Origin of the sequence: Corynebacterium sp. HMSC08C04, assembly GCF_001807495.1 — a bacterium.
Lineage (GTDB): Bacteria > Actinomycetota > Actinomycetes > Mycobacteriales > Mycobacteriaceae > Corynebacterium > Corynebacterium simulans.
Map to the genome: position 1 here is coordinate 73,403 of NZ_KV789229.1, position 20,396 is coordinate 93,798.

Sequence of the window (20,396 nt, forward strand, 5' to 3'; positions counted from 1 at the left end):
CTACCGTTGGATTACGGCCGCGGGGGTTTATTCTTCTGTAAAAACTCACCCCCAAGGGCGGCGTAAAACGTTAGCGTCGAGTACGCTGTCACATCGAATACTGTTTGAAACCAAGGAGGATCGCCCGAACTATGGCGAACTACACTGCTGCAGACGTAAAGGCACTGCGCGAGGCTACCGGCTCCGGCATGCTTGATTGCAAGAAGGCACTCGACGAGTCCAACGGTGACTACGACAAGGCCGTAGAGTTCCTGCGCATCAAGGGCGCAAAGAACGTTTCCAAGCGCGCTGAGCGCGAGGCTACCGAGGGCCTCGTTGCTGTTTCCGGCAACACCATGGTCGAAATCAACTGCGAGACCGACTTCGTTGCAAAGAACGAGGCATTCAAGGCTTTCGCTACCAAGATCGCTGAGGCTGCTGGCGAGGCTAAGGTCAACTCCGGCGAGGAGCTGAACAACCTCGAGATCGACGGCAAGAAGGTTTCTGAGATCGTCGACGAAGAGTCCGCAAAGACCGGCGAGAAGCTGCAGGCACGCCGCGCAGTCACCCTTGAGGGCGACAACGTCGCTGTCTACCTGCACCAGCGTTCCGCTGACCTGCCGCCGGCAGTTGGCGTTCTCGTTTCCTACGAGGGCGACGCTGAGGGTGCACACGCTGTTGCTCTGCAGATTGCAGCTATGAACGCTGAGTACCTGACCCGCGAGGACGTTCCGGCTGAGGTCGTTGAGAAGGAGCGCGAGATCGCTGAGGCTACCACCCGCGAGGAGGGCAAGCCGGAGGCTGCTCTGCCGAAGATCGTGGAAGGTCGCCTGAACGGCTTCTACAAGTCCGTCGTTCTGCTTGAGCAGGCTGCACTGTCTGACTCCAAGAAGACCGTCAAGCAGGTTGCTGAGGAAGCTGGCACCACCATCAAGGGCTTCGTGCGTTACGAGGTTGGCGCCTAAGGCTTTGATCTAAAGCTGCTTGCTTTTTAGCTGCAGACTTTCTAGTGGTCCTGTCGCAATTGCGGCAGGACCATTTCGCGTTTTCTGTGCGGGTGGCATCCACCCCATTGAATATGAGCAATAGAGCTTGTGTGGGTAAGATGGAACGGACTTAAAAACGCCCGCATTAAGGAGACGATGAAGGCCGTGGCTAACCCTGACACCAAGCGAACCGGATACAAGCGCGTAATGCTTAAGCTGGGCGGTGAAATGTTCGGAGGTGGCAAGGTCGGCATCGACCCAGACGTTGTAGAAAACGTCGCCCAGCAGATCGCCGAGATTGCAAAGCAGGGCACCGAGGTCGCCGTAGTCATTGGCGGCGGCAACTTTTTCCGCGGCGCCGAGCTTTCCCAGCGCGGCATGGACCGCGCCCGTTCTGATTACATGGGCATGCTGGGCACCGTCATGAACTCCCTAGCACTGCAGGACTTCCTGAAGCAGCAGGGCGTCGATTGCCGCGTGCAGACCTCCATCAACATGGCTCAGATCGCAGAGCCTTACCTGCCGCTGCGCGCAGACCGCCACCTGGAAAAGGGTCGCGTGGTTATCTTCGGCGCTGGCATGGGCATGCCGTACTTCTCCACTGACACCACCGCCGCACAGCGCGCGCTGGAAATTGGGGCAGAGGTGCTCTTCCTCGCCAAGGCTGTTGACGGCGTCTATTCCGACGACCCACGCACCAACCCTGATGCGGAGCTCTACTCCGAAATCACCCCGCGTGAGGTCATCGAGAAGGGCCTAAAGGTTGCAGACGCCACCGCGTTCAGCCTCTGCATGGACAATGACATGCCAATCCTGGTGTTTAACCTGCTGACTGAGGGAAACATCAAGCGCGCCGTCAACGGCGAGCAGATCGGCACCCTGGTTCAGTCCAAGGAAGACTAAGAAAGTACTTTAGGCCACGTCCTTCGCCCCAGAAGGCGTGCGATCCTGCTAGATTCAATCCCAGTTACCTTAAATTCGAAAAGGGGAGTTTTAACCCAATGATCGACGAGATCCAGCTCGAAGCAGAAGAGCACATGACCGCTTCGGTGGAGCACACCCGCGAGCAGCTGGTCACCATCCGTACCGGCCGCGCAAACCCGGCTATGTTCAACGGCCTGGTTGCTGAGTACTACGGTGCGCCGACCCCGATCACCCAGATGGCTACCATCTCCGTTCCGGAACCACGCATGATGCTCATCAAGCCTTATGAGCAGTCCATGATCCACGAGATCGAAAACGCCATCCGCAACTCCGACTTGGGCGTTAACCCAACCAACGACGGCCACGTTCTGCGCGTAACCATCCCGCAGCTGACTGAGGAGCGCCGCCGCGACCTCGTCAAGCAGGCAAAGGGCAAGGGCGAGGACGGAAAGATTGCTATCCGCAACATCCGCCGCAAGGCCATGGACCAGTTGAAGAAGCTGCAGAAGGACGGCGACGCCGGCGAGGACGAAGTCGTTGCAGCCGAAAAGGAAATGGAAAAGACCACTGCGGGTTATATCGACCAGGTGGACAAGCTCGTTGCCAACAAGGAAAACGAGTTGATGGAGGTCTAAGTACCTCGAACCTGGCCGCCGGGCTCTATCAGCTCGGCGGCGCTTTTTTGTGAGTATTCCATCTTCCTGTGGAAGGAGCGCGCGTGACTAGCGAGTCGAATCGTCGTCTGCCCAAGCCGAAGAACGGCGCGGGCCGTGACCTGCCTGCGGCGGTCGGGGTAGGCGTGGGCCTTGGCGCACTCGTTGTCTTTGCCGTCTGGGCCGGTGCCTTTGCTTGGTACATGGTCGTGGCAGTAGCCGTCGCTATCGCAATGTGGGAAGTACTCACGCGCCTACGCGAGCATTCCTTTTTTATGCCTCGCACCCTGCTCATCGTCTTGGGCCAAGCGATGCTCTGGGTCTCCTGGCCGCTGGGAGCCCCCGGCCTCGTGGCGGTCTACGTCGTCGCCGTCTTGGCGCTCATGTTTGGCCGCCTCTTCCACAACGGCCGGCATCGCCCGCCGATTAACTATCTGCGCGATATGGCCGTGGGACTTTTCGTCCTGACCTGGATTCCTTTGTTTGCCACGTTTGCGGCGATGCTGTCTCGCGTGGAGACTCCGTTCGCCTCTGGCGCGGCGTCGATTGTGGCCTTCATGCTCTGCGTCGTGGCCTCTGACACCGGCGGCTACATAGCTGGCGTGATGTTCGGCTCCCACCCCATGGCCCTTGCGGTAAGCCCCAAGAAGTCGTGGGAAGGTTTTATCGGCTCGGTCATCTTTGGCGTTGTCACCGGCGCCCTTAGCGTGAAGCTGCTGCTGCACCACGATGCATGGGTAGGCGGCCTGATGGGCTTGGGGCTGGTGTTCTGCGCTACCTTGGGGGACCTCGTGGAATCCCAATTTAAGCGCGAGCTGGGCATCAAGGACATGTCCCAGATTCTTCCCGGCCACGGCGGCCTGATGGACCGCCTCGACGGCATGCTTCCTTCCGCCATGGTGACCTGGGTGGCCGTGAACTTCTTGGCTAATTTCCACGGTTTCTAAATTTTTAGCCGAAGGCAAAACCTAAAAGACTCCTCCCTCTCTTCCGGCCACGCGTCGAGCGTGACTTAAGAAGATGCGGGAGGAGATTTTTAATGTATTAGTGTTTGGCTCGCTGGGTATTTAGCGGTTGCGTGCCTTGGCCTGCTTGCGCACCTGGCGGCGCAGCTCGAACATGCGCCACATGCCAACCAGTGCCATGATCAGTGCGCCGGCGATGGCGAAGATGAGGTAGGCGATGCCAGCCGGGAATTCGCCCGACCAGTTCAGGAAGTTCATCGGCACCTTCTGCTGGTTCTGCAGGATAAAGACGATGAGGACGATGAGCAGCAGGAATCCCACGATCAGTGCGGCCCAGGTGGAAGCTGCGAAAGATCCTTTGACCTTCGTGTCCTCTTGCTGGGAGTAAGTGGACTCAACTTCGGTGTGCGTGCCAGTGGTGTTATCAGCGGTGGTCTCTGGCGCGTAGGCGGTCTCGTCTGCGGGGAATTCGTTTTGTGTCATATGTCTATTTAATCCTGCGAGCTGTCGATTGTGCCACTTCGCCTCGGTTTCAATTGGGTAAAAGTGCCGAAAACGTGGAAAAATGGGCGGAACCATGGCTGAAGCATTGAAACTTAATTTCTCCGCCCCTCGGCGCGGTTTGCCGCCGAAGCACTTCGCGGATCTGTCCCACGACGAGCGCATTGACGTCCTCGCGGAAATTGGCCTGCCTAAGTTCCGCGCGAACCAGCTGGCAAAGCACTACTACGTACACCGCACCGCGGGTGTCTCCGAGATGACGGACATCCCGGCCGGCAAGCGTGAGGAAGTCCAGGAGCGTCTCTTCCCAACGCTGATGACTCCCATCCGCCAGACCTCCACGGATGACGGGGAGACCACCAAGTCCCTGTGGCGCCTGCACGATGGCACCATGCTCGAGTCTGTGCTCATGCGCTACCCGGGCCGCGCCACCTTGTGTATTTCTTCCCAGGCCGGCTGCGGCATGGCGTGCCCGTTCTGCGCTACCGGTCAGGGCGGCCTCGACCGCAACCTGTCCACCGCAGAGATCGTGGAGCAGTTCCGCCACGCCGCCAAGCTCATGGAGGAAGAAGGCGGCCGCCTGTCCAACGTGGTGTTCATGGGTATGGGCGAGCCGCTGGCCAACTACAAGCGCGTGGTCCACGCCGTGCGCCAGATAACCGGCCAGGACTTGACGGGCTTTGGCCTTTCCCAGCGCAACGTGACGGTTTCCACCGTGGGACTTGCTCCAGCTATCCGCAAGCTTGCCGACGAAGACCTCTCCTGCACCCTGGCAGTCTCCCTGCACACTCCAGACGATGAGCTGCGTGATTCCCTGGTTCCGGTCAACAACCGCTGGCCGGTCGAGGAGGTCCTCGACGCCGCTCGTTACTACGCTGACAAGTCCGGCCGTCGCGTCTCCATCGAGTATGCGCTCATCCGTGACAAGAATGATCAGGACTTCCGCGCCGACATGCTGGGGCAGAAGCTGCACCGCGCGCTCGGCTCCAAGGTGCACGTCAACGTCATCCCGCTGAACCCAACCCCGGGCTCTGAGTGGGACGCCGCACCGAGGGACCGCCAGGACGAGTTCGTCCGCCGTGTCATCGCTCAAGGCGTGCCGTGCACCGTCCGCGATACCAAGGGCGATGAAATCGCCGCCGCCTGCGGCCAGCTCGCTGCCGACGAGCGCGAGTCCGCCTAAAGCTCGGCCAATCCACCCGAGCCATTCACGCCGCCCAACCCATTTACGCCGCCCAATCCACTCACGCCGCCCCAAGCTCGCCTTGGGCGGCGCTTCAGCTAAAGAGCGCATAAAAATCTCCCCGTCACCCAACAACAAGGTGGGTGGCGGGGAGTATTTCGCGTATGCGCTTAGTGCATTGCCTTGCGGGCTGCACGAGCGGTGCCGCGCTCGACGCGCAGGTGGGAAACGCGAGCTGGGTCGATGTTCAGGGCGCGCAGCTCTGCGTCGTTAAGCTCAGCGTAGGAGCCGGAAACCGTCTTCTGGTCATATACCCAGTCCGGCTCAACGTGGCCAACCGGCTGGTTGCGAGCGGTGACGGTGCGCACCTGGGAGAGGTTCGGGCGCAGGGCGAAGATGATAAGGCCCAGAGCAAGAACGACGGCAAGAGCGATGAGCCAGACGGTCTCAACGTGGCCCTTGTGGTTACCGAAGTTGTAGGCCAGCAGGAAGAGTACAGAAATCCAGCCAGCGATCTGAACGCCAGAGCGGCTGATGCGGGACCAACCAAAACCTGCGGACGGGACGTCCTCAGTGGAAACGCCGTCGAAAACCTGCGGTGCCGGCTTGTGGGAAGACACTTGCTCTCCTTTGCGTGTACATGGCGCACTCTGCGCGCGCACATGAAATGCCATTTATTCTGTGTAGTAGTTTAAATCATCCTCGCCGCGTTAGCGAAGAAACACCCCCGGCAATTTCGCTCACCCTATTTTGGCCGCGGCTCGCTAGGGTTGGAGAGGTGAGTACACAGCGCATTCTTATTCTCGGGTCCACGGGCTCCATCGGCACCCAGGCACTGGAAGTTATCGCCGATAACCCGGATAAATTCCAAGTAGTCGGCATCGCCGCGGGCGGTTCCAACCCGCAATTAGTGATAGAGCAGGCCCGTGCTCTCAATCTTTCGTTTGACCACGTGGCGGTGGCGAGTGAGCAGGCTGCACGCGAAGTCTCAGCAGCCTTGGGAGGCCCGGTGCGCACGGGCGCGGATGCCGCTGAGCAGTTGGTGCGCGAAGTCGAAGCAGACAAGGTGCTCAACGCCTTGGTGGGCTCGATGGGCCTGCGCTCTACCATCGCCACGCTGGAGCAGGGGGCGTTTCTCGCCCTGGCCAATAAAGAATCTCTGGTGGCCGGCGGCCATATTGTCACCCGCATGGCAAAACCGGGCCAGATCATCCCGGTCGATTCCGAGCATTCCGCCATGGCGCAGTGCCTGCGCTCCGGCGCGGAAGGGGAGCTGGATAAACTCGTGTTGACGGCGTCGGGTGGCCCTTTCCGCGGCCGCACGCGTGAGGAGATGTGGGACGTGACCCCGCAGCAAGCGGCGCAGCACCCCACGTGGTCCATGGGGCAGATGAATACGCTTAATTCCGCGACCTTAATTAATAAAGGCTTGGAGCTTATCGAGGCCACCTTGCTCTTCGAAATTGCCCCCGAGCGCATCGACGTTACGGTGCACCCGCAGTCCATCATTCATTCCATGGCTACCTTCAAGGATAGCTGCACCATTGCCCAGGCTTCGCCACCTTCGATGAAGCTGCCGATTTCCCTGGCGCTGGATTGGCCGCATCGCGTGCCCGGTGCGCAGCCGGCGCTCGATTTTTCCAAGGCGCACGATTGGCACTTTGAGCCGCTTGACGACGCCGCGTTCCCCGCCGTTTCCCTTGCCCGCGCCGCGGCGGAGGCGGGTGGCACGCATCCGGCGGTCTACAACGCCGCGAACGAGGAGGCTGCGGCGGCTTTCTTGGCAGGCCGCATCCACTTCCCAGAGATCGTCGACGTGGTTGACAAGGTCGTGGGGGAGGCCTCCCAGTTCGCTGGTGTACCCTCATCCGTCGAGGATGTAATCGCCGTTGAGGGCGAGGCCCGCCGGCGCGCAAACGCGCTGGTGGACACTTTGGCTAACTAGAAAGCTTTCACCACTATGGCAAATATCCTGGGCATCGTCTTATTCGCCCTGGGAATCGGTATCACCGTTGCTTTGCACGAGGCTGGACACATGTTCAGCGCTCGTGCTTTCGGCATGCGCGTGCGCCGTTTCTACATCGGCTTTGGCCCCAAGATCGCGGGCTTTACTCGCGGGCACACCGAGTACGGCCTAGCGGCCTTCCCGGTGGGCGGTTTCTGCGACATCGCGGGCATGACGGAACAAGATGACTTCCTCACGGAGGAGGAAGAGCCGCATGCGATGTACAAAAAGCCGGCATGGCAGCGCGTCATCGTGTTGGCTGGCGGCATCACGGTCAACCTCTTTTTGGGTTTTGTCATCTTGCTGCTCATCGCCATGACGGCGGGCATTCCGAACCCGGATGCAGACGTGCGCCCACGAGTGGGCGAGGTGGTTTGCTCAGCAGATCAGAACCAGCAGGGCGAGTTTGCGGACTGCCAGGGCGAGGGGCCTGCGGGCAAGGCTGGAGTGAAGGTCGGCGACATCGTCGTGGCCTTGGACGGCAAGCCTTTGCAAAGCTTTGCGCAGCTGCGCGAGGAGGTCTTCCCGCGCCCGGGGGAGAAGGTGCAACTCGAGGTCGAGCGCGATGGCCAGCACAAGACGCTGGAGATCACTCTGGATTCGGTCAAGCGTTTGAATCAGGAGGGCGCGCTTGTCGACGCCGGCTCCATCGGCCTGGTCAACCAGCCGGTAGATACCACGGAAAAGCATGACTTTATCGGCGCCTTCCCGGCTACGGCGCGTTATGCGGGCTATGTCTTAGACGCGACTGTCGACGGCATCATTCAGTTCCCGGCCAAGGTACCTGGGGTAGTGGCCTCCATCTTTGGTCACGAGCGCGATGTCAACGGTCCGATGTCCGTGGTTGGCGCTTCCCGGGTAGGCGGCGAGCTGGTGGAGCGTAGCCTGTGGTCGACCTTCTTCATGATGCTGGCGACGCTGAACTTCTTCCTGGCTTTGTTCAACCTCATTCCGCTGCCGCCTTTTGATGGCGGTCACATTGCGGTCATCATTTATGAAAAGATTCGCGACGCCATCCGCCGCTTGCTTGGCAAGGAGCCGAAGGGTCCGGCCGACTACACAGCCTTGATGCCTATTACTTATGCCATCGCGGCCGTGCTGATGGTGGTTGGTGCGCTCATCATCGTCGCCGATGTGGTCAACCCGATCCGCCTCTTCGGCTAAGCCTCTTCGGCTTAGCGCTATTGCTCGTCCCGGGCGCAGGGCGGGCATGAGTCTAGGCACTAAGCGGTGCTAAAGTGGTGACGTTAAATCCCCATTTAAATTCCATGCTTGGTTAAGGAGCATTCATGTCGACCCCAATCGGTCTTGGTATCCCAGACGGCCCACCTCCTACCTTGGCTCCGCGACGCAAAACGCGTCAGCTTTTCGTAGGCCCTGTTGGCGTTGGCTCCGAGCACCCGATTTCGGTGCAGTCCATGACCACCACCAAGACCCACGACGTTAACGCCACGCTGCAGCAGATTGCGCAGCTGACCGCCACCGGTTGTGACATCGTGCGCGTTGCTTGCCCGAAGCCAGTCGACGCCGAGGCGCTGCCGGCGATTGCGAAGAAGTCGCCGATCCCGGTCATCGCCGATATTCACTTCCAGCCGAAGTACATCTTCCAGGCCATCGATGCCGGCTGCGCGGCTATCCGCGTGAACCCGGGTAACATCAAGGAGTTCGACGGCCGCGTCAAGGAAGTTGCAAAGGCAGCCGGTGACGCTGGCATCCCGATCCGCATCGGCGTCAACGGCGGTTCCCTGGATAAGCGCCTGCTCGAAAAGTACGGCAAGGCCACCCCGGAGGCCCTCGTCGAGTCCGCTATCTGGGAGGCTGGCCTCTTTGAGGAGCACGGCTTCGGCGACATCGCAATTTCCGTGAAGCACTCTGACCCAGTCCTGATGGTTGAGGCTTATCGCCAGCTGGCTGCGAAGACCGATTACCCGCTGCACCTCGGCGTTACTGAGGCGGGCCCGAAGTTCATGGGCACCATCAAGTCCTCCGTGGCTTTCGGCGCCCTGCTTTCTGAGGGCATTGGCGATACCATCCGCGTTTCGCTTTCTGCCGATCCGGTTGAGGAAATCAAGGTTGGTGACCAGATTCTGCAGTCGCTAAACCTGCGTCCACGCAAGCTGGAGATCGTCTCCTGCCCGTCCTGTGGCCGTGCCCAGGTGGACGTTTATAAGCTCGCCGAGGAAGTTACCGCCGGTCTCGAGGGCATGGAGTTCCCGCTGCGTGTGGCTGTTATGGGTTGTGTTGTTAACGGCCCAGGTGAGGCGCGCGATGCTGACTTGGGTGTTGCTTCCGGCAACGGCAAGGGCCAGATCTTTGTCAAGGGCGAGGTCATCAAGACTGTCCCTGAGTCCCAGATTGTGGAAACCCTCATCGAGGAAGCAATGCGCATTGCTGACGAGGAAGGCTTGGAGGCCGTCGAGGGTGCCAAGGCTGAGGTCCGCGTAACCCGCTAGACCCCACAGAAAACTCAGCACAAAACACGATAAAAATTGTCCGCTTCCCGCTTCGGTGTGGGGCGGACTTTTTGTCCCTTTCGGCTGCTAGTATGCCGAAACATGAGAAAGATGGTGGCGCTGCTATGTGCGGCTTCGTTTGGGGCTAGCTCGCTGGTGGCGTGCACGCCGAAACCTGTTTCGGCGGAGCCTATTGCGGAAAAATTCATCGCGGACATGGAAGCCCGCAACAACGATGAGCTGGCAACGCTGGTGGATAATCCGGACGCCACCACGTCTACGCTGGATGCCACCTACTCGGGCCTGCAGGCAGAAGGTCTTGATATTGAGCTTGGTGATGTAACCCAGGATGACTCGCACGCCACGGCCAAGTACAAGGTGACGTGGGATCTGCCCAAGGACCGCACCTTGAGCTACGACACCGAGATGACCTTGACCAAGAAGGACAAGGACTGGCAGGTGCGCTGGCAGCCGAGCCTGGTTCACCCGAACTTGGGAGCGCATCAGCACTTGGAGTTGCGCGCCATTGACGCCAAGCGTGCGAGCGTGGTTTCCTCCGACGGCGTGGAGCTACTATCGCCGGGCCTGCAGTACCGCGTGGTGGTGGACAAGGAAAAGGCGGGGGATATGCGCCCGCTGGCTGCCAAGATTTCAAGCGCGTTGAACCAGGCGCATGCCCAGGACGATTCCGTGCCGGAGAAGGACGCGGGGGAGTTAGCTAAGGAGCTGGAGGGCTCTGAGGGCAATAGCTACTCGGTGACGATGCTCAATGAGGCCCAGGCGGAGCAGGTGCGCCCGCAGTTGGAGCACATCGAAGGCGTGCGTTTGAACGAGGAGCCTGCGATGGTGACGAGGGAGACGGGCCTGGCCCCGGATATCCTGGCGCGCGTGCGCTCGATTGTTTCGGATGAGGTCGAGGGCAATTCTGGTTGGTCTATTTCGGTGGTCAATGAAAACGGTGCCGCGCTTAGCGACGTCGAGCTGCATCAACCCGAGGAATCTCCCTCCATTCGCGTTGGCTTGGACTACAATGTGCAGCGCGCGGCCCAGGAAGCGGTGAACATGCGCGCTGACTCCGAGGCGATGCTCGTTGCCATCCGCCCCTCCAACGGTGAGATCCTTGCCGTTGCGCAGACTGAGCAGGCAGACAAGAAGGGTGATATCGCGCTGCAGGGTCAGTTCCCTCCGGGCTCGGTGTTCAAGATCATCACGGCCTCGGCCGCGGTGGACAAGCAGGGTGCTACGGCAGATACCATCGTCCCGTGCCCGGGCACGATGAATCTGTTTGGCCGCACCGTCACCAACTACAACGGCTTTTCGCTGGGCAGCGTGCCGATGCGCCAGGCTTTTGCACAGTCTTGTAACACCACCTTCGCTGAGGTCTCGACCAACTTGAAGGAAGGCGAGCTGGCGAAGACGGGCAAGGAGTTCGGCCTGGGCATTGATTACGACATCCCGGGGCTGACCACTATCACGGGCTCCATTCCAGAGGGCAAGACTCCGTTGGAGCGCACCGAAGCAGGATATGGCCAGGGCGCGGACTTGGCTAGCCCGTTCGGCATGGCCTTGGTTTCTGCAACGGTGGCGGCCGGCAAGACGCCGATGCCGACTCTGCTGTCGAACCACAAGACGAAGGCGTCTGAGGACGCCCCGGCACCTGACCCTCACGTGCTGGAGAATGTCCGCGACATGATGCGCGCGGTGGTTACCGGCGGTACGGCATCGGGTATGCAGGCCGGCGGTACCATTTACGGCAAGACCGGTGAGGCTGAGATCAACGAAGGCTCCCACGCCTGGTTTACCGGTTACCGCGAAGATGACATCGCCTTTGCCACGCTCGTTGTCTTGGGCGGTGGTTCCGATACCTCGGTCAACATCACCGACAACTTCCTGCAGAAGCTCGACGCTTACCGCGCCGAGGGCAACGGCTCGGCTCCCGCGCCACAAGAAGGCGAGTAGCACGCACGCAACCCAGCGCTAGCCGCAGCACTTAACCTGGTTAGCCGCGGGGTGGGGAACAGGACTACCATGGTCAAACATGAGTAATCGCGCAAAATTGACCCCTCAGAAGCCCACCCCGATCCGTACCGTTCCGGATTCCATTGAGCGCCCGGAATACGTCTGGAAGGAAACCGTCCAGGAAGCGATGGGTGAGCCTTTCGTTCAGACCCCTGAGACCATTGAGGCCATGCGCGAGGCATCCAAGATTGCCGCTAACGCCCTGCAGGAGGCCGGCAAGGCTGTCGCTCCTGGCGTTACGACTGATGAGCTGGACCGCATCGCGCATGAGTACATGCTGGATCATGGTGCATACCCTTCGACACTGGGTTACATGGGCTTCCCGAAGTCCTGCTGCATCTCGCTGAACGAGATCATCTGCCACGGTATCCCGGATAGCACCGTGATTGAGGATGGCGACATCGTCAACATCGACGTCACCGCATTCAAGAATGGTGTCCACGGCGATACCAACGCTACCTTCCTCGCTGGAAACGTTTCTGAGGAGCACAAGCTCCTTGTTGAACGCACCCACGAGGCAATGATGCGCGGCATTAAGGCGGCAAAGCCAGGCCGTGAGGTTAACGTCATCGGCCGCGTTATCGAGTCTTACGCCAACCGCTTTGGCTACAACGTTGTCCGTGACTTCACCGGCCACGGCGTTGGCCCTACCTTCCACAACGGCCTCGTGGTTCTGCACTACGATTCCACCACGTACCGTGACATCCTCGAGCCAGGCATGACCCTTACCATCGAGCCGATGATCAACCTCGGTTCCCTTGATTACGAAATCTGGGACAATGACTGGACCGTGCAGAACGTTGACGGCAAGTTCACCGCACAGTTCGAGCACACCCTCGTCATCACCAACGACGGCGCCGAAATCCTCACGCTGCCAGACGAGAACTAACCGAAGCTAGAAACCTAAGCCAACACAATATAGTGGCGCCCTCCATCTTGGAAGGCGCCACTTTTTCTATCTGACCCGTCTCAATACTGGGCCCAGATACGCGAAAAGCGCTCCGTCCCCAAAAGGGGAGGAGCGCCAGCGCTTTGAAAGTCCTAGGACCTTCTACCGTAAATTAGCGGCGGAAGATTGGGTCCAGGATGTGCTGCGGCAGAATGCCGGTGTAGACAGCCTGGTTGTAAGCAGCGATCAGGCCACCGATGACGGAAGCTGCCAGTGCAGCGTAGGTGCCATCGCGCCAGAGCTTGGCCCAAAGTGGGTTGGTCTCGTCGTCTACAGAGGAACCGAGGAGCTTCTGGCCCTGTGCCGGCTTGGTGCCGTCGGTCTCACCTGCCCACTTGGAGGACAGGCTCTGCTCCTTGTTGTCGTTCTCGGAGACCTTCTTGCCGGCTTCGATGCCGTCCTTGGCGGAGGTGCTCCAGTTGGAGGAGCCGTATGGCTTGCCGCCGTCCTCGAGCTCAGCAGCGGAAGCAGCGGAAGCAGCGGAAACGCCGCCAAAAGCAACGGTGGTAGCGGTTGCGAGAGCAACTGCAGCAGTGCGGAAGTTACGCATTTATTTACCTTTCAGAATTCTTGACGGAAGGGATTAGCGGGAGAATGGGCCGTGAACGATGAAGTTGTAGACAGGTCCAATGATGCCGCCAAGAAGGGCACCAACGCCACCGATGATGGTTGCGGCGTAGAGAGCCTTAGCCCATGCCGGCTGGGAGGAAAGGGTCTCGTATTCGCCGGTCTCATTAGCGTCACCGTGCTCGGACTTGGAGGAACCGAAGATAGCCTGGCCATCAGCGTTCTGGTCCTTCTCCAAGGCTGCGCCAATCTTGGAGGAAAGGCTGACGTTGGTGGTGTCCTTAGCCTCAGTTGCGGAAGCAACGGTGGTGCCACCGAATGCTACAGCGATTGCGGTTGCGCCGGCGAGGGCTGCATTGCGGATACGCATATCAAAAATCCTTAAATGTCGTACTTGCAAGGCTTTCGATGGAAAACCTAAGTGTTTTGTGGAAACTACTCCCGAAATTGCTTTCAGAGGATTTCCAGAAACACACGGTCGCCGGTTTAATTTCGGCTCGAGCCGGTGTCCTCAATCAAGGTAGCCCATATGTACTTAAATTGCACGTCACGTTTGTAATTTGATTTAGAAAGTTGTCGGGGCTGCCCCCGTAACCGGTCGGATTTACAATGATGGATTTCGGGATGGTCCCCGTGCTCAAGTGGGCAAACTCTCCTTCTGAGGTTCCCTTGTGGGGGTAATTGTGATGTTAGTCACGTAACACAGTCATTTGCCAGTTTAGTCCAAGGACTGCGTTTTCCACGAGCTCCGGCAAAGCTGGATGGATCCAGTATTGCTTCCGAGCAAATGTGCGCATGTCAACGTCATAAACCATGGCGGTGATGAGTTGCTGGATAAGAGTCGATGCTTGGGGTCCCATTAGGTGTGCGCCTAGTAGGCGGCCGGTTTCTTTGCAAGCGATTAGCTTACAAATTCCTGAATTGTCTTCCATGGCCCATCCATAGGCAACATCCCCGTAGTTCTGAACCTTAACGGTAATGCTGTATCCCTGTTCGAGGGCTGCTTCCTCCGTTAGACCAACGCTGGCGATCTGTGGATGGGTGAAAACAGCCGCCGGGACGTGCTCATGTGGCATAGCCTGAAGCTCCTCAGAGTGAAGGAGGTTGTGCTGGACCGCGCGCATCTCTGCATTAGCAACGTGCTTGAGCATGTAGGGAGACGAGACGTCGCCAAGCGCCCAAACGCCCTCCACGGAGGTGCGGCCAAACTCGTCGACCTTGATGCGTCCGTCCTCACGGACCTCAATGCCTGCCTTGTCCAAGTCCATCAAGTCGCCGTTTGGTTTGCGGCCCGTTGCCACCAAGATTGCCTCGGCCTCAACTGTGGAACCATCCTCCAGCGTCAGCGCTACACCTTTCGCAGTTTCCTCCAATTTCTGGGCATTCGCGATGTGGACATCGAAGCGCTCACGGGCGAGCTTGTTGAAGCGCTCCACAATGTCGTGGTCCAAGTGGCGCAGGAGCTTCTCGGAACGGTTGACCACCGTGACCTTCGTGCCAAGACCATCGAAGACGTGCGCAAACTCCATGGCAATGTAGCCGCCGCCCACGATAATCAGGCTCTCCGGCTGCTTAGGCATGCGCATGATGTTTTCGTTCGTATAGAACTTCACGCCGGAATCCTTGTATACCGCAGGAATAGATGGGCGAGAGCCCGCCGCAATGACAATTTGCTCGCCAGTAATCACTTCATCGCCCACCGCAATTGCCTTGGGGCCCACGAACGTGGCGTGCTTGTCAAAGACCGTAATATTCGGCGTCTCATCGCCGCGCCGGTAAGCCTCGCCGCCCTCGGCAATCTTGTCGATGCGGTTGACGAAGACGCGCTCAATAATGGATTCCCAGTCCACATTATTTACCTGCGCATCAATTCCCAGGCGCTTTCCCTCCTTCGCTGCGTGCGCTAAGTCGGCTGCGTAGACGTACATCTTCGTCGGAATGCAACCCACGTTCAAACAAGTGCCGCCAAAGGTTCCTTCCTCGACGATGGCGATCTTCTTATCCTCGAAATCCTCCGAAGGGATCGAGTTACCGGAACCGGTACCGATAATGATCAGATCGAAGTGTTCAGCGTCCGGGAAAGTGGAATCTTGCGAAGTCATTTTTCTCCTTATTAATTAGGAAACGTTTTAGGATGCGTTTATTCAGTTTGTTTTAGTTAGGGCTTAAGTATGTCCGGCAACCATTCATCGACTACGTGGAAGGCCTCGTTGCGGATCGGCTCCCGAGACAAGAACACGTCATGGCGCGCGCCCTCAATCGGGTGCAACGTGTAGTGCGTGCCCAGGTCCTTGGCCCAGCGTTGCGTTTGCTTGACATCAATTACCGCGTCCACGTAGTTGATTTCCTCCGAATACGGTGCGCTGAAATTCGACTTGGTGGACGTCAGCGTCAGGATTGGCACACCGACATCGATGCGGCCGGAGTGGATGGCGTCGAATGCCTTAAACACCGCGCGGATCCATCCCATATATTTCTTGTGGCCCGCTAGGGGCTTCTTCTCAAGGTCATAGTTCCACTCGCCATAGCGGCTGGAATGGATGGAATCACCGAATGCTGTGAGATTGCCGCCGTAAAGCGGGAGAGTGGGGGCGAGCTTGCCTAAAGCGAAGATGGCTGGTTTGAGCGCCGTGTAAGCCGGCTTCGGCACACCCATCATGTCAAGCCATGGGCTATTGAGGATAAGCCCTGCAATGCGGTTGTGGCGCTGCTCGTCGCGACGGCGTAACTGGTCAAGCCACAGCGGAAGGATGCAACCCGCGGTGGAGTGGCCCAAGAACACGACCTTGTCCTGCGGGAGGGCGTCGAGTGCCGCGTTTAAGTCCATAAAGTAGTGGTGCATGTCCGTGATGTAATGCCACTTCTGGTTCGGCTTCCGGGAGCGGCCGCACTTGCGAAGATCGAGGGCGTAGAACGCGTAACCCTTCTCGTGGAAGTGCTTTGCCACGTGCGCCTGGAAGAAGTAATCAGTCATGCCGTGAACCCACACGACGGCGACCCGGTTATCTAACGCGGTGTGCTCGGCGTCTTGTCGGTCCGTGGCTTCGTCGGCGTTGTTCGCGGTTCCGGTATAGCGGATTAAGGTGGCCTCGACTTCGCCTTCGCCGTCGGGGTCGGTGCCTAGAGGCAGGGCCGCGGCTTGGAAACCTGTGCCCAAGATGTCTTGTTTCCATTGCAGAGTTGACTCAGTCATATGCACAGTCTAGGCAAAGTGGGGTGATACGGACGGTGAAAAATCGGACACTTTCCCGGTTGAAGAATCCCAATTTCTACATTAAGGGCGTATGGTGGTTTGGTAATGCGTGACGCGTCCCTTGTTATGTGCCGTTGTCAGCGACAAAGGATTAGGGCAGTTGTCTGGCCTTTGCGTGACCAAAGCCGCAGGCTTTGTCCTCCTGATAGTGGAACGTAAAAGGTGGGCGAGAACGTAAGACACTAAAGGCTCTTGTTCACCAGCGAGAGCTTTGTCCAGGAGCAATAACTTTCAATCTGAAGAGGTAATAGCAAGGTGTCCTCCGACAAGAAGACAGCACAAGTTGTAGATGAGGTAGATGTAGCCCTCGTAGGCGCCGGTATCATGAGCGCCACCCTGGGCGCTATGCTCCGCGAGCTGGAGCCAAGCTGGACCCAGATGGTCTTCGAGCGCCTCGATGGACCTGCTCTGGAGTCCTCCTCCCCATGGAACAACGCTGGTACCGGCCACTCTGCGCTGTGCGAGCTGAACTACACCCCAGAAAAGAACGGTCGCATCGACATTTCTAAGGCTCTGGGCATTAATGAGAAGTTCCAGGTTTCTCGCCAGTTCTGGTCTCACCAGCTCAACAACGGCATCCTGACTGACCCGAAGGCATTCATCAACCCGGTCTCACACGTGTCCTTCGCACAGGGCTCCATCCAGGTTGAGTACCTGAAGCGCCGCTTCGAGGCCCTCAAGGACAACCACATGTTCCCGAACATGCAGTTCTCCGACGACGACGCAGTATTCCAAGAGAAGCTGCCGCTGATGTCCGAAGGCCGCGACTTCAACTCCAAGAAGGTTGCAATTTCTTGGACCGAGGCAGGCACCGACGTAAACTTCGGTGCACTGACCAAGCAGTTCTTCACCGCTGCAAAGGCGTCCGGCACCGAGATCCGTTACGGCCACGAGGTCGTTGACATCAAGCGCGACGGCTCCACCTGGAAGGTTTACTCCAAGAACCTGCACACCGGTGACTACTCCGTGGTCCGCGCGAAGTTCGTCTTCGTCGGTGCTGGCGGATACGCACTCAATCTGCTGCGCAAAGCAGGCGTCCGCGAGGTTTCTGGCTTCGCTGGCTTCCCAGTTTCCGGCCTGTGGCTGCGTTCCAAGAACCCTGAGCTGGTCAAGCAGCACCACGCGAAGGTGTACGGCAAGGCTGCCGTCGGCGCTCCTCCGATGTCTGTTCCGCACCTTGACACCCGCGTTATCGACGGCGAGGAGGGCCTGCTGTTCGGCCCATACGGTGGCTGGTCTCCGAAGTTCCTGAAGAAGGGCTCCTACCTCGACCTCTTCAAGTCCATCCGCCCAGACAACATTCCTTCTTACCTCGGCGTTGCCGTGCAGGAGTTCGGCCTGACCAAGTACCTGGTTTCCGAGGTTCTCAAGGACTTCGATAAGCGCGTCGAGGCGCTGAAGGAATACGTTCCTTCCGCAGACCCAGCAGACTGGGAGACCGTCATCGCCGGCCAGCGCGTTCAGGTCATCAAGCCGGCCGCTGCACCGCACTTCGGCTCCCTCGAGTTCGGCACCACCCTCGTTAACAACCCTGAAGGCAACATCGCCGGCCTACTCGGCGCTTCCCCGGGCGCTTCTATCACCCCGGCCGTCATGATCGAGCTGCTTGAACGTTGCTTCGGCGAGAACATGATCCAGTGGGGCGACAAGATCCAGGAGATGATTCCTTCCTACGGCATCAAGCTGGCCAAGGATAAGAAGCTCTACGACGAGATGTGGGACTACACCCAGAAGACCCTCAAGCTCGACGAGAAGTAAAAACTTCGCCTAAGTTCCGCAGTACGTCCGGTAACCCTCAGGGTTGCCGGGCGTTTCGTATTTGGCGTTGGGCGCAAACGGGCGAGTAACGGCGTCCAAGAACTCCTGGAAGGCGTCCATCTCGAGCAGCGCTTCCTCCACGTTGTGCGGGCGCGGGATGACTCGCGGAACGGTGCTGTTCTTCGGGCCGCCGGGCGGATTCGTTGGCTGCGTACCGTGCAGCTTCTCCCACAGCTCTAGGTTGGCCAGCGTGAAGTCCGGCTGCTTTTCTACCAGCTCGGTGAAGTACTCACTGCGGAGATTAGCGGGCTTGCTAGCGCTGACTTCAGCATCGGTGCTGATGCCAAAGCGCTTGACGAAGTCGCGCTCAAGTTGAGAAGCGAAGCGCTCGTGGTAGCTGTTGATGGTTTCTTGGGCGAAGTTGATGGCCTCGTTGGGGGAGGCGTCGAAAAGCGGCAACATGCTCTCCGCCAGACGCGCGAAGTTCCAGCCCAGGATCTCGGGCTGGTGCCCAAAGCGGTAACGGCCGCGGGTGTCGATGGAGCTAAAACAAGTATCAGGATCGTAGGTCTCCATGAAGGCACACGGGCCATAGTCGATGGTTTCACCAGACAGGGTGGTGTTGTCCGTGTTCAACACGCCGTGGATGAAACCTACGTGCTGCCAGGCTACGACCGTAGCAATCTGGGCGTCGAGGGCGCGGGTAAACAGCTCCTTGTAGCTCGCGCCAGGGTAATGCCGGGCGATCGTGAAATCCGCCAGCTGCTGTAGCTGGCCTGTTTGCGCCGCGTAGTGGAAAGAACCGATGCGGATGTGGCTGGCAGCTACTCGTACCAAGATGCCGGCTTCTTCCTCCACCTGGCGCTGGATGCGCCGGCCAGTAGAAAGGACCGCTAGCGAGCGTGTCGTCGGAATGCCCAGCGCGTGCATCGCCTCCGAGAACAGGTACTCGCGCAACATAGAACGGACTGTTCCGCGCCCGTCAGCCCCAGGGCGCGAGTACGGGGTAGGGCCGGTTCCCTTCGCATGGAGATCGCGCAGGCCTTCCGGAGTCTCGATTTCACCCAGTAGTAAGGCGCGGCCGTCGCCCATGCGCGGATTGAATTGGCCGAATTGGTAACCGGCATAGGCCATCGCGTGTGCCGGGCTATCCTCGCTGCGCCCACAAAGGAAATCGACTCCAGCGGGGCTGCGCAGCCACTCTGGGTCGAGGCCCAGCTCCGTAGCTAGATCCTCGTTCAAGATGAGCAAGCGGGGCGCAGATTGCTGCTCGCCGCGGCTTTCCCGCGCCATGCCGGGAAGGTGCTTAGCAAAGGTGTGGTGCAGTTCGAAGGGAAGTGACATGCCTAAACCTCCAAGCTTCCGCGAACTCGTACGTGGACGTTTCCACCGACCCAGACATTAGCGCCGTCGTCAGTAATGTGCACCAAGCCGTTCCTGCCAAGCTGGCTGCCCTGCCGTGCGGTGTAACTAGCCGGTACCAGGCCGCGCTTGCGCATGAATTGGGCTGCTGTGCCATTGAGAGAGCCTGTGACTGGGTCTTCGAAACCAGGGGTAAAAGCCCGTATCTCGTAGAGCGGTTGACCTGCTTGTTGAGGGGACTCAAGTCCCACGACACCGACCTTGATGTCGCGCGCGTTGTTGGGCTGCAGTGTGCGGACCGCGGCGGCGTCGCGAAGCTGCACCAGGCGCCAGCCGGGGCCGTTGTCTGCCCATGCGGCGTCGTAGATTTCAGCCTCATCGATGCCGAGTGCTGCGGCGGACTCGCTCAGCTCGGCCGCGCTCAATGGCCCAGATTTGTAAAGCGCAGGGGTGGCAAAGGAAAAGACTTCCCTTTCTTTCTTGATATCTACTAGCCCAACGCCGCATTCCTGAACGAGGTCGCCTGTATGTCCGGTGAGCTCGCAGAACACCCGTGCTGTGCCCAACGTGGGGTGACCTGCGAAAGCGAATTCTTCGTGCGGCGTGAAGATACGCACCCGGTAGTCAGCGTCTGCGGTCGTAGGGCGCAACAGGAACGTCGTCTCCGAGAAGTTGATCCAGTTAGCAATGCGCTGCATCTGCTCGGTCGAAAGCTCATCCGCCCCGGCGATGACAGCTAGTGGATTGCCGCTAAAGGCCGTGGTGGCGAAGACATCGACTTCGAAGTAATCAAGGTGCATGGCCACCAGCTTACGAGCCCGAGCAAGCCGCCATGCCGC

Annotated in this window: 19 protein-coding genes; 11 read left to right on the forward strand and 8 right to left on the reverse strand. The window is 59.1% G+C overall.

All coding sequences use genetic code 11. The features are described from left to right. The first annotated feature begins 131 nt into the window (after nucleotides 1–131). From tsf to HMPREF3169_RS10295, 4 genes are all read left to right on the forward strand, one after another. A complete protein-coding gene (gene tsf, locus HMPREF3169_RS10280; protein ID WP_070433249.1) occupies nucleotides 132–944 on the forward strand; it encodes a translation elongation factor Ts in 813 nt (270 codons plus the stop codon). 177 nt (nucleotides 945–1,121) lie between these two features. Further along, a complete protein-coding gene (pyrH, locus tag HMPREF3169_RS10285; RefSeq protein ID WP_061923198.1) occupies nucleotides 1,122–1,868 on the forward strand; it encodes a UMP kinase in 747 nt (248 codons plus the stop codon). Between the two features lie 98 nt (nucleotides 1,869–1,966). Next, nucleotides 1,967–2,524, forward strand: coding sequence for a ribosome recycling factor (frr, locus tag HMPREF3169_RS10290; protein ID WP_062038477.1), 558 nt, complete (start codon nucleotides 1,967–1,969; stop codon nucleotides 2,522–2,524). Between the two features lie 83 nt (nucleotides 2,525–2,607). After that, nucleotides 2,608–3,489, forward strand: a complete 882-nt coding sequence (locus tag HMPREF3169_RS10295) for a phosphatidate cytidylyltransferase (RefSeq protein WP_210387483.1) — start codon at nucleotides 2,608–2,610, stop codon at nucleotides 3,487–3,489. A 120-nt stretch (nucleotides 3,490–3,609) separates the two neighbouring features. Here HMPREF3169_RS10295 and HMPREF3169_RS10300 read toward each other — a convergent pair whose 3' ends face one another. Further along, nucleotides 3,610–3,990, reverse strand: a complete 381-nt coding sequence (locus HMPREF3169_RS10300) for a LapA family protein (protein WP_061923193.1) — start codon at nucleotides 3,988–3,990, stop codon at nucleotides 3,610–3,612. A gap of 94 nt (nucleotides 3,991–4,084) precedes the next feature. Between HMPREF3169_RS10300 and rlmN the strand changes: the two genes are divergently transcribed. Then, on the forward strand, nucleotides 4,085–5,191 hold the full coding sequence (gene rlmN, locus HMPREF3169_RS10305; RefSeq protein ID WP_070456711.1) for a dual-specificity RNA methyltransferase RlmN: 1,107 nt from the start codon (nucleotides 4,085–4,087) through the stop codon (nucleotides 5,189–5,191). Nucleotides 5,192–5,361: 170 nt separating this feature from the next. Here the strand turns inward: rlmN and HMPREF3169_RS10310 are convergent, their stop codons facing one another. Next, nucleotides 5,362–5,811 carry a DUF2631 domain-containing protein gene (locus tag HMPREF3169_RS10310; RefSeq protein WP_061923190.1) on the reverse strand — a complete coding sequence of 150 codons (450 nt, stop codon included), beginning with the start codon at nucleotides 5,809–5,811 and terminating at the stop codon, nucleotides 5,362–5,364. 158 nt (nucleotides 5,812–5,969) lie between these two features. Here HMPREF3169_RS10310 and dxr point away from each other — a divergent pair, with 158 nt between their 5' ends. The 5 genes from dxr (at nucleotide 5,970) to map (ending at nucleotide 12,557) form a co-directional block, all read left to right on the forward strand. Then, nucleotides 5,970–7,136 (forward strand): 1-deoxy-D-xylulose-5-phosphate reductoisomerase, encoded by a 1,167-nt coding sequence (gene dxr / locus HMPREF3169_RS10315; RefSeq protein WP_070456406.1) that lies wholly within the window; start codon nucleotides 5,970–5,972, stop codon nucleotides 7,134–7,136. Nucleotides 7,137–7,151: 15 nt separating this feature from the next. Further along, nucleotides 7,152–8,360 carry a M50 family metallopeptidase gene (locus HMPREF3169_RS10320; protein WP_070433247.1) on the forward strand — a complete coding sequence of 403 codons (1,209 nt, stop codon included), beginning with the start codon at nucleotides 7,152–7,154 and terminating at the stop codon, nucleotides 8,358–8,360. Between the two features lie 125 nt (nucleotides 8,361–8,485). Then, a complete protein-coding gene (gene ispG, locus HMPREF3169_RS10325) occupies nucleotides 8,486–9,649 on the forward strand; it encodes a flavodoxin-dependent (E)-4-hydroxy-3-methylbut-2-enyl-diphosphate synthase (RefSeq protein WP_070433246.1) in 1,164 nt (387 codons plus the stop codon). Nucleotides 9,650–9,751: 102 nt separating this feature from the next. Further along, entirely contained in the window at nucleotides 9,752–11,608 is a 1,857-nt protein-coding gene (locus tag HMPREF3169_RS10330) for a penicillin-binding transpeptidase domain-containing protein (protein ID WP_070456408.1), read from the forward strand. 79 nt (nucleotides 11,609–11,687) lie between these two features. After that, nucleotides 11,688–12,557 (forward strand): type I methionyl aminopeptidase, encoded by an 870-nt coding sequence (map, locus tag HMPREF3169_RS10335; RefSeq protein ID WP_062038499.1) that lies wholly within the window; start codon nucleotides 11,688–11,690, stop codon nucleotides 12,555–12,557. A 172-nt stretch (nucleotides 12,558–12,729) separates the two neighbouring features. On the opposite strand, the gene HMPREF3169_RS10340 is transcribed toward map, so the two are convergent. The 4 genes from HMPREF3169_RS10340 to HMPREF3169_RS10355 all read right to left on the reverse strand — a co-directional run bounded on the left by HMPREF3169_RS10340 (nucleotide 12,730) and on the right by HMPREF3169_RS10355 (nucleotide 16,377). Continuing rightward, on the reverse strand, nucleotides 12,730–13,167 hold the full coding sequence (locus HMPREF3169_RS10340) for a hypothetical protein (protein WP_070456409.1): 438 nt from the start codon (nucleotides 13,165–13,167) through the stop codon (nucleotides 12,730–12,732). A 33-nt stretch (nucleotides 13,168–13,200) separates the two neighbouring features. Beyond that, the gene (locus HMPREF3169_RS10345) at nucleotides 13,201–13,554 is read right to left on the reverse strand and encodes a hypothetical protein (RefSeq protein ID WP_062038504.1); all 354 of its coding nucleotides are present in this window, start codon (nucleotides 13,552–13,554) and stop codon (nucleotides 13,201–13,203) included. Nucleotides 13,555–13,873: 319 nt separating this feature from the next. Further along, complete coding sequence (gene mtr, locus HMPREF3169_RS10350; RefSeq protein WP_070456411.1) at nucleotides 13,874–15,286, reverse strand: mycothione reductase; 1,413 nt, start codon at nucleotides 15,284–15,286, stop codon at nucleotides 13,874–13,876. A 56-nt stretch (nucleotides 15,287–15,342) separates the two neighbouring features. After that, on the reverse strand, nucleotides 15,343–16,377 hold the full coding sequence (locus tag HMPREF3169_RS10355) for an alpha/beta hydrolase (protein ID WP_070456413.1): 1,035 nt from the start codon (nucleotides 16,375–16,377) through the stop codon (nucleotides 15,343–15,345). 315 nt (nucleotides 16,378–16,692) lie between these two features. Between HMPREF3169_RS10355 and mqo the strand changes: the two genes are divergently transcribed. Then, on the forward strand, nucleotides 16,693–18,195 hold the full coding sequence (mqo, locus tag HMPREF3169_RS10360) for a malate dehydrogenase (quinone) (protein ID WP_070456414.1): 1,503 nt from the start codon (nucleotides 16,693–16,695) through the stop codon (nucleotides 18,193–18,195). A 9-nt stretch (nucleotides 18,196–18,204) separates the two neighbouring features. On the opposite strand, the gene HMPREF3169_RS10365 is transcribed toward mqo, so the two are convergent. Further along, nucleotides 18,205–19,539, reverse strand: coding sequence for a protein adenylyltransferase SelO family protein (locus HMPREF3169_RS10365; RefSeq protein ID WP_070456416.1), 1,335 nt, complete (start codon nucleotides 19,537–19,539; stop codon nucleotides 18,205–18,207). Nucleotides 19,540–19,541: 2 nt separating this feature from the next. Continuing rightward, on the reverse strand, nucleotides 19,542–20,357 hold the full coding sequence (locus HMPREF3169_RS10370) for a PhzF family phenazine biosynthesis protein (protein ID WP_070456418.1): 816 nt from the start codon (nucleotides 20,355–20,357) through the stop codon (nucleotides 19,542–19,544). Nucleotides 20,358–20,396: the final 39 nt, after the last annotated feature.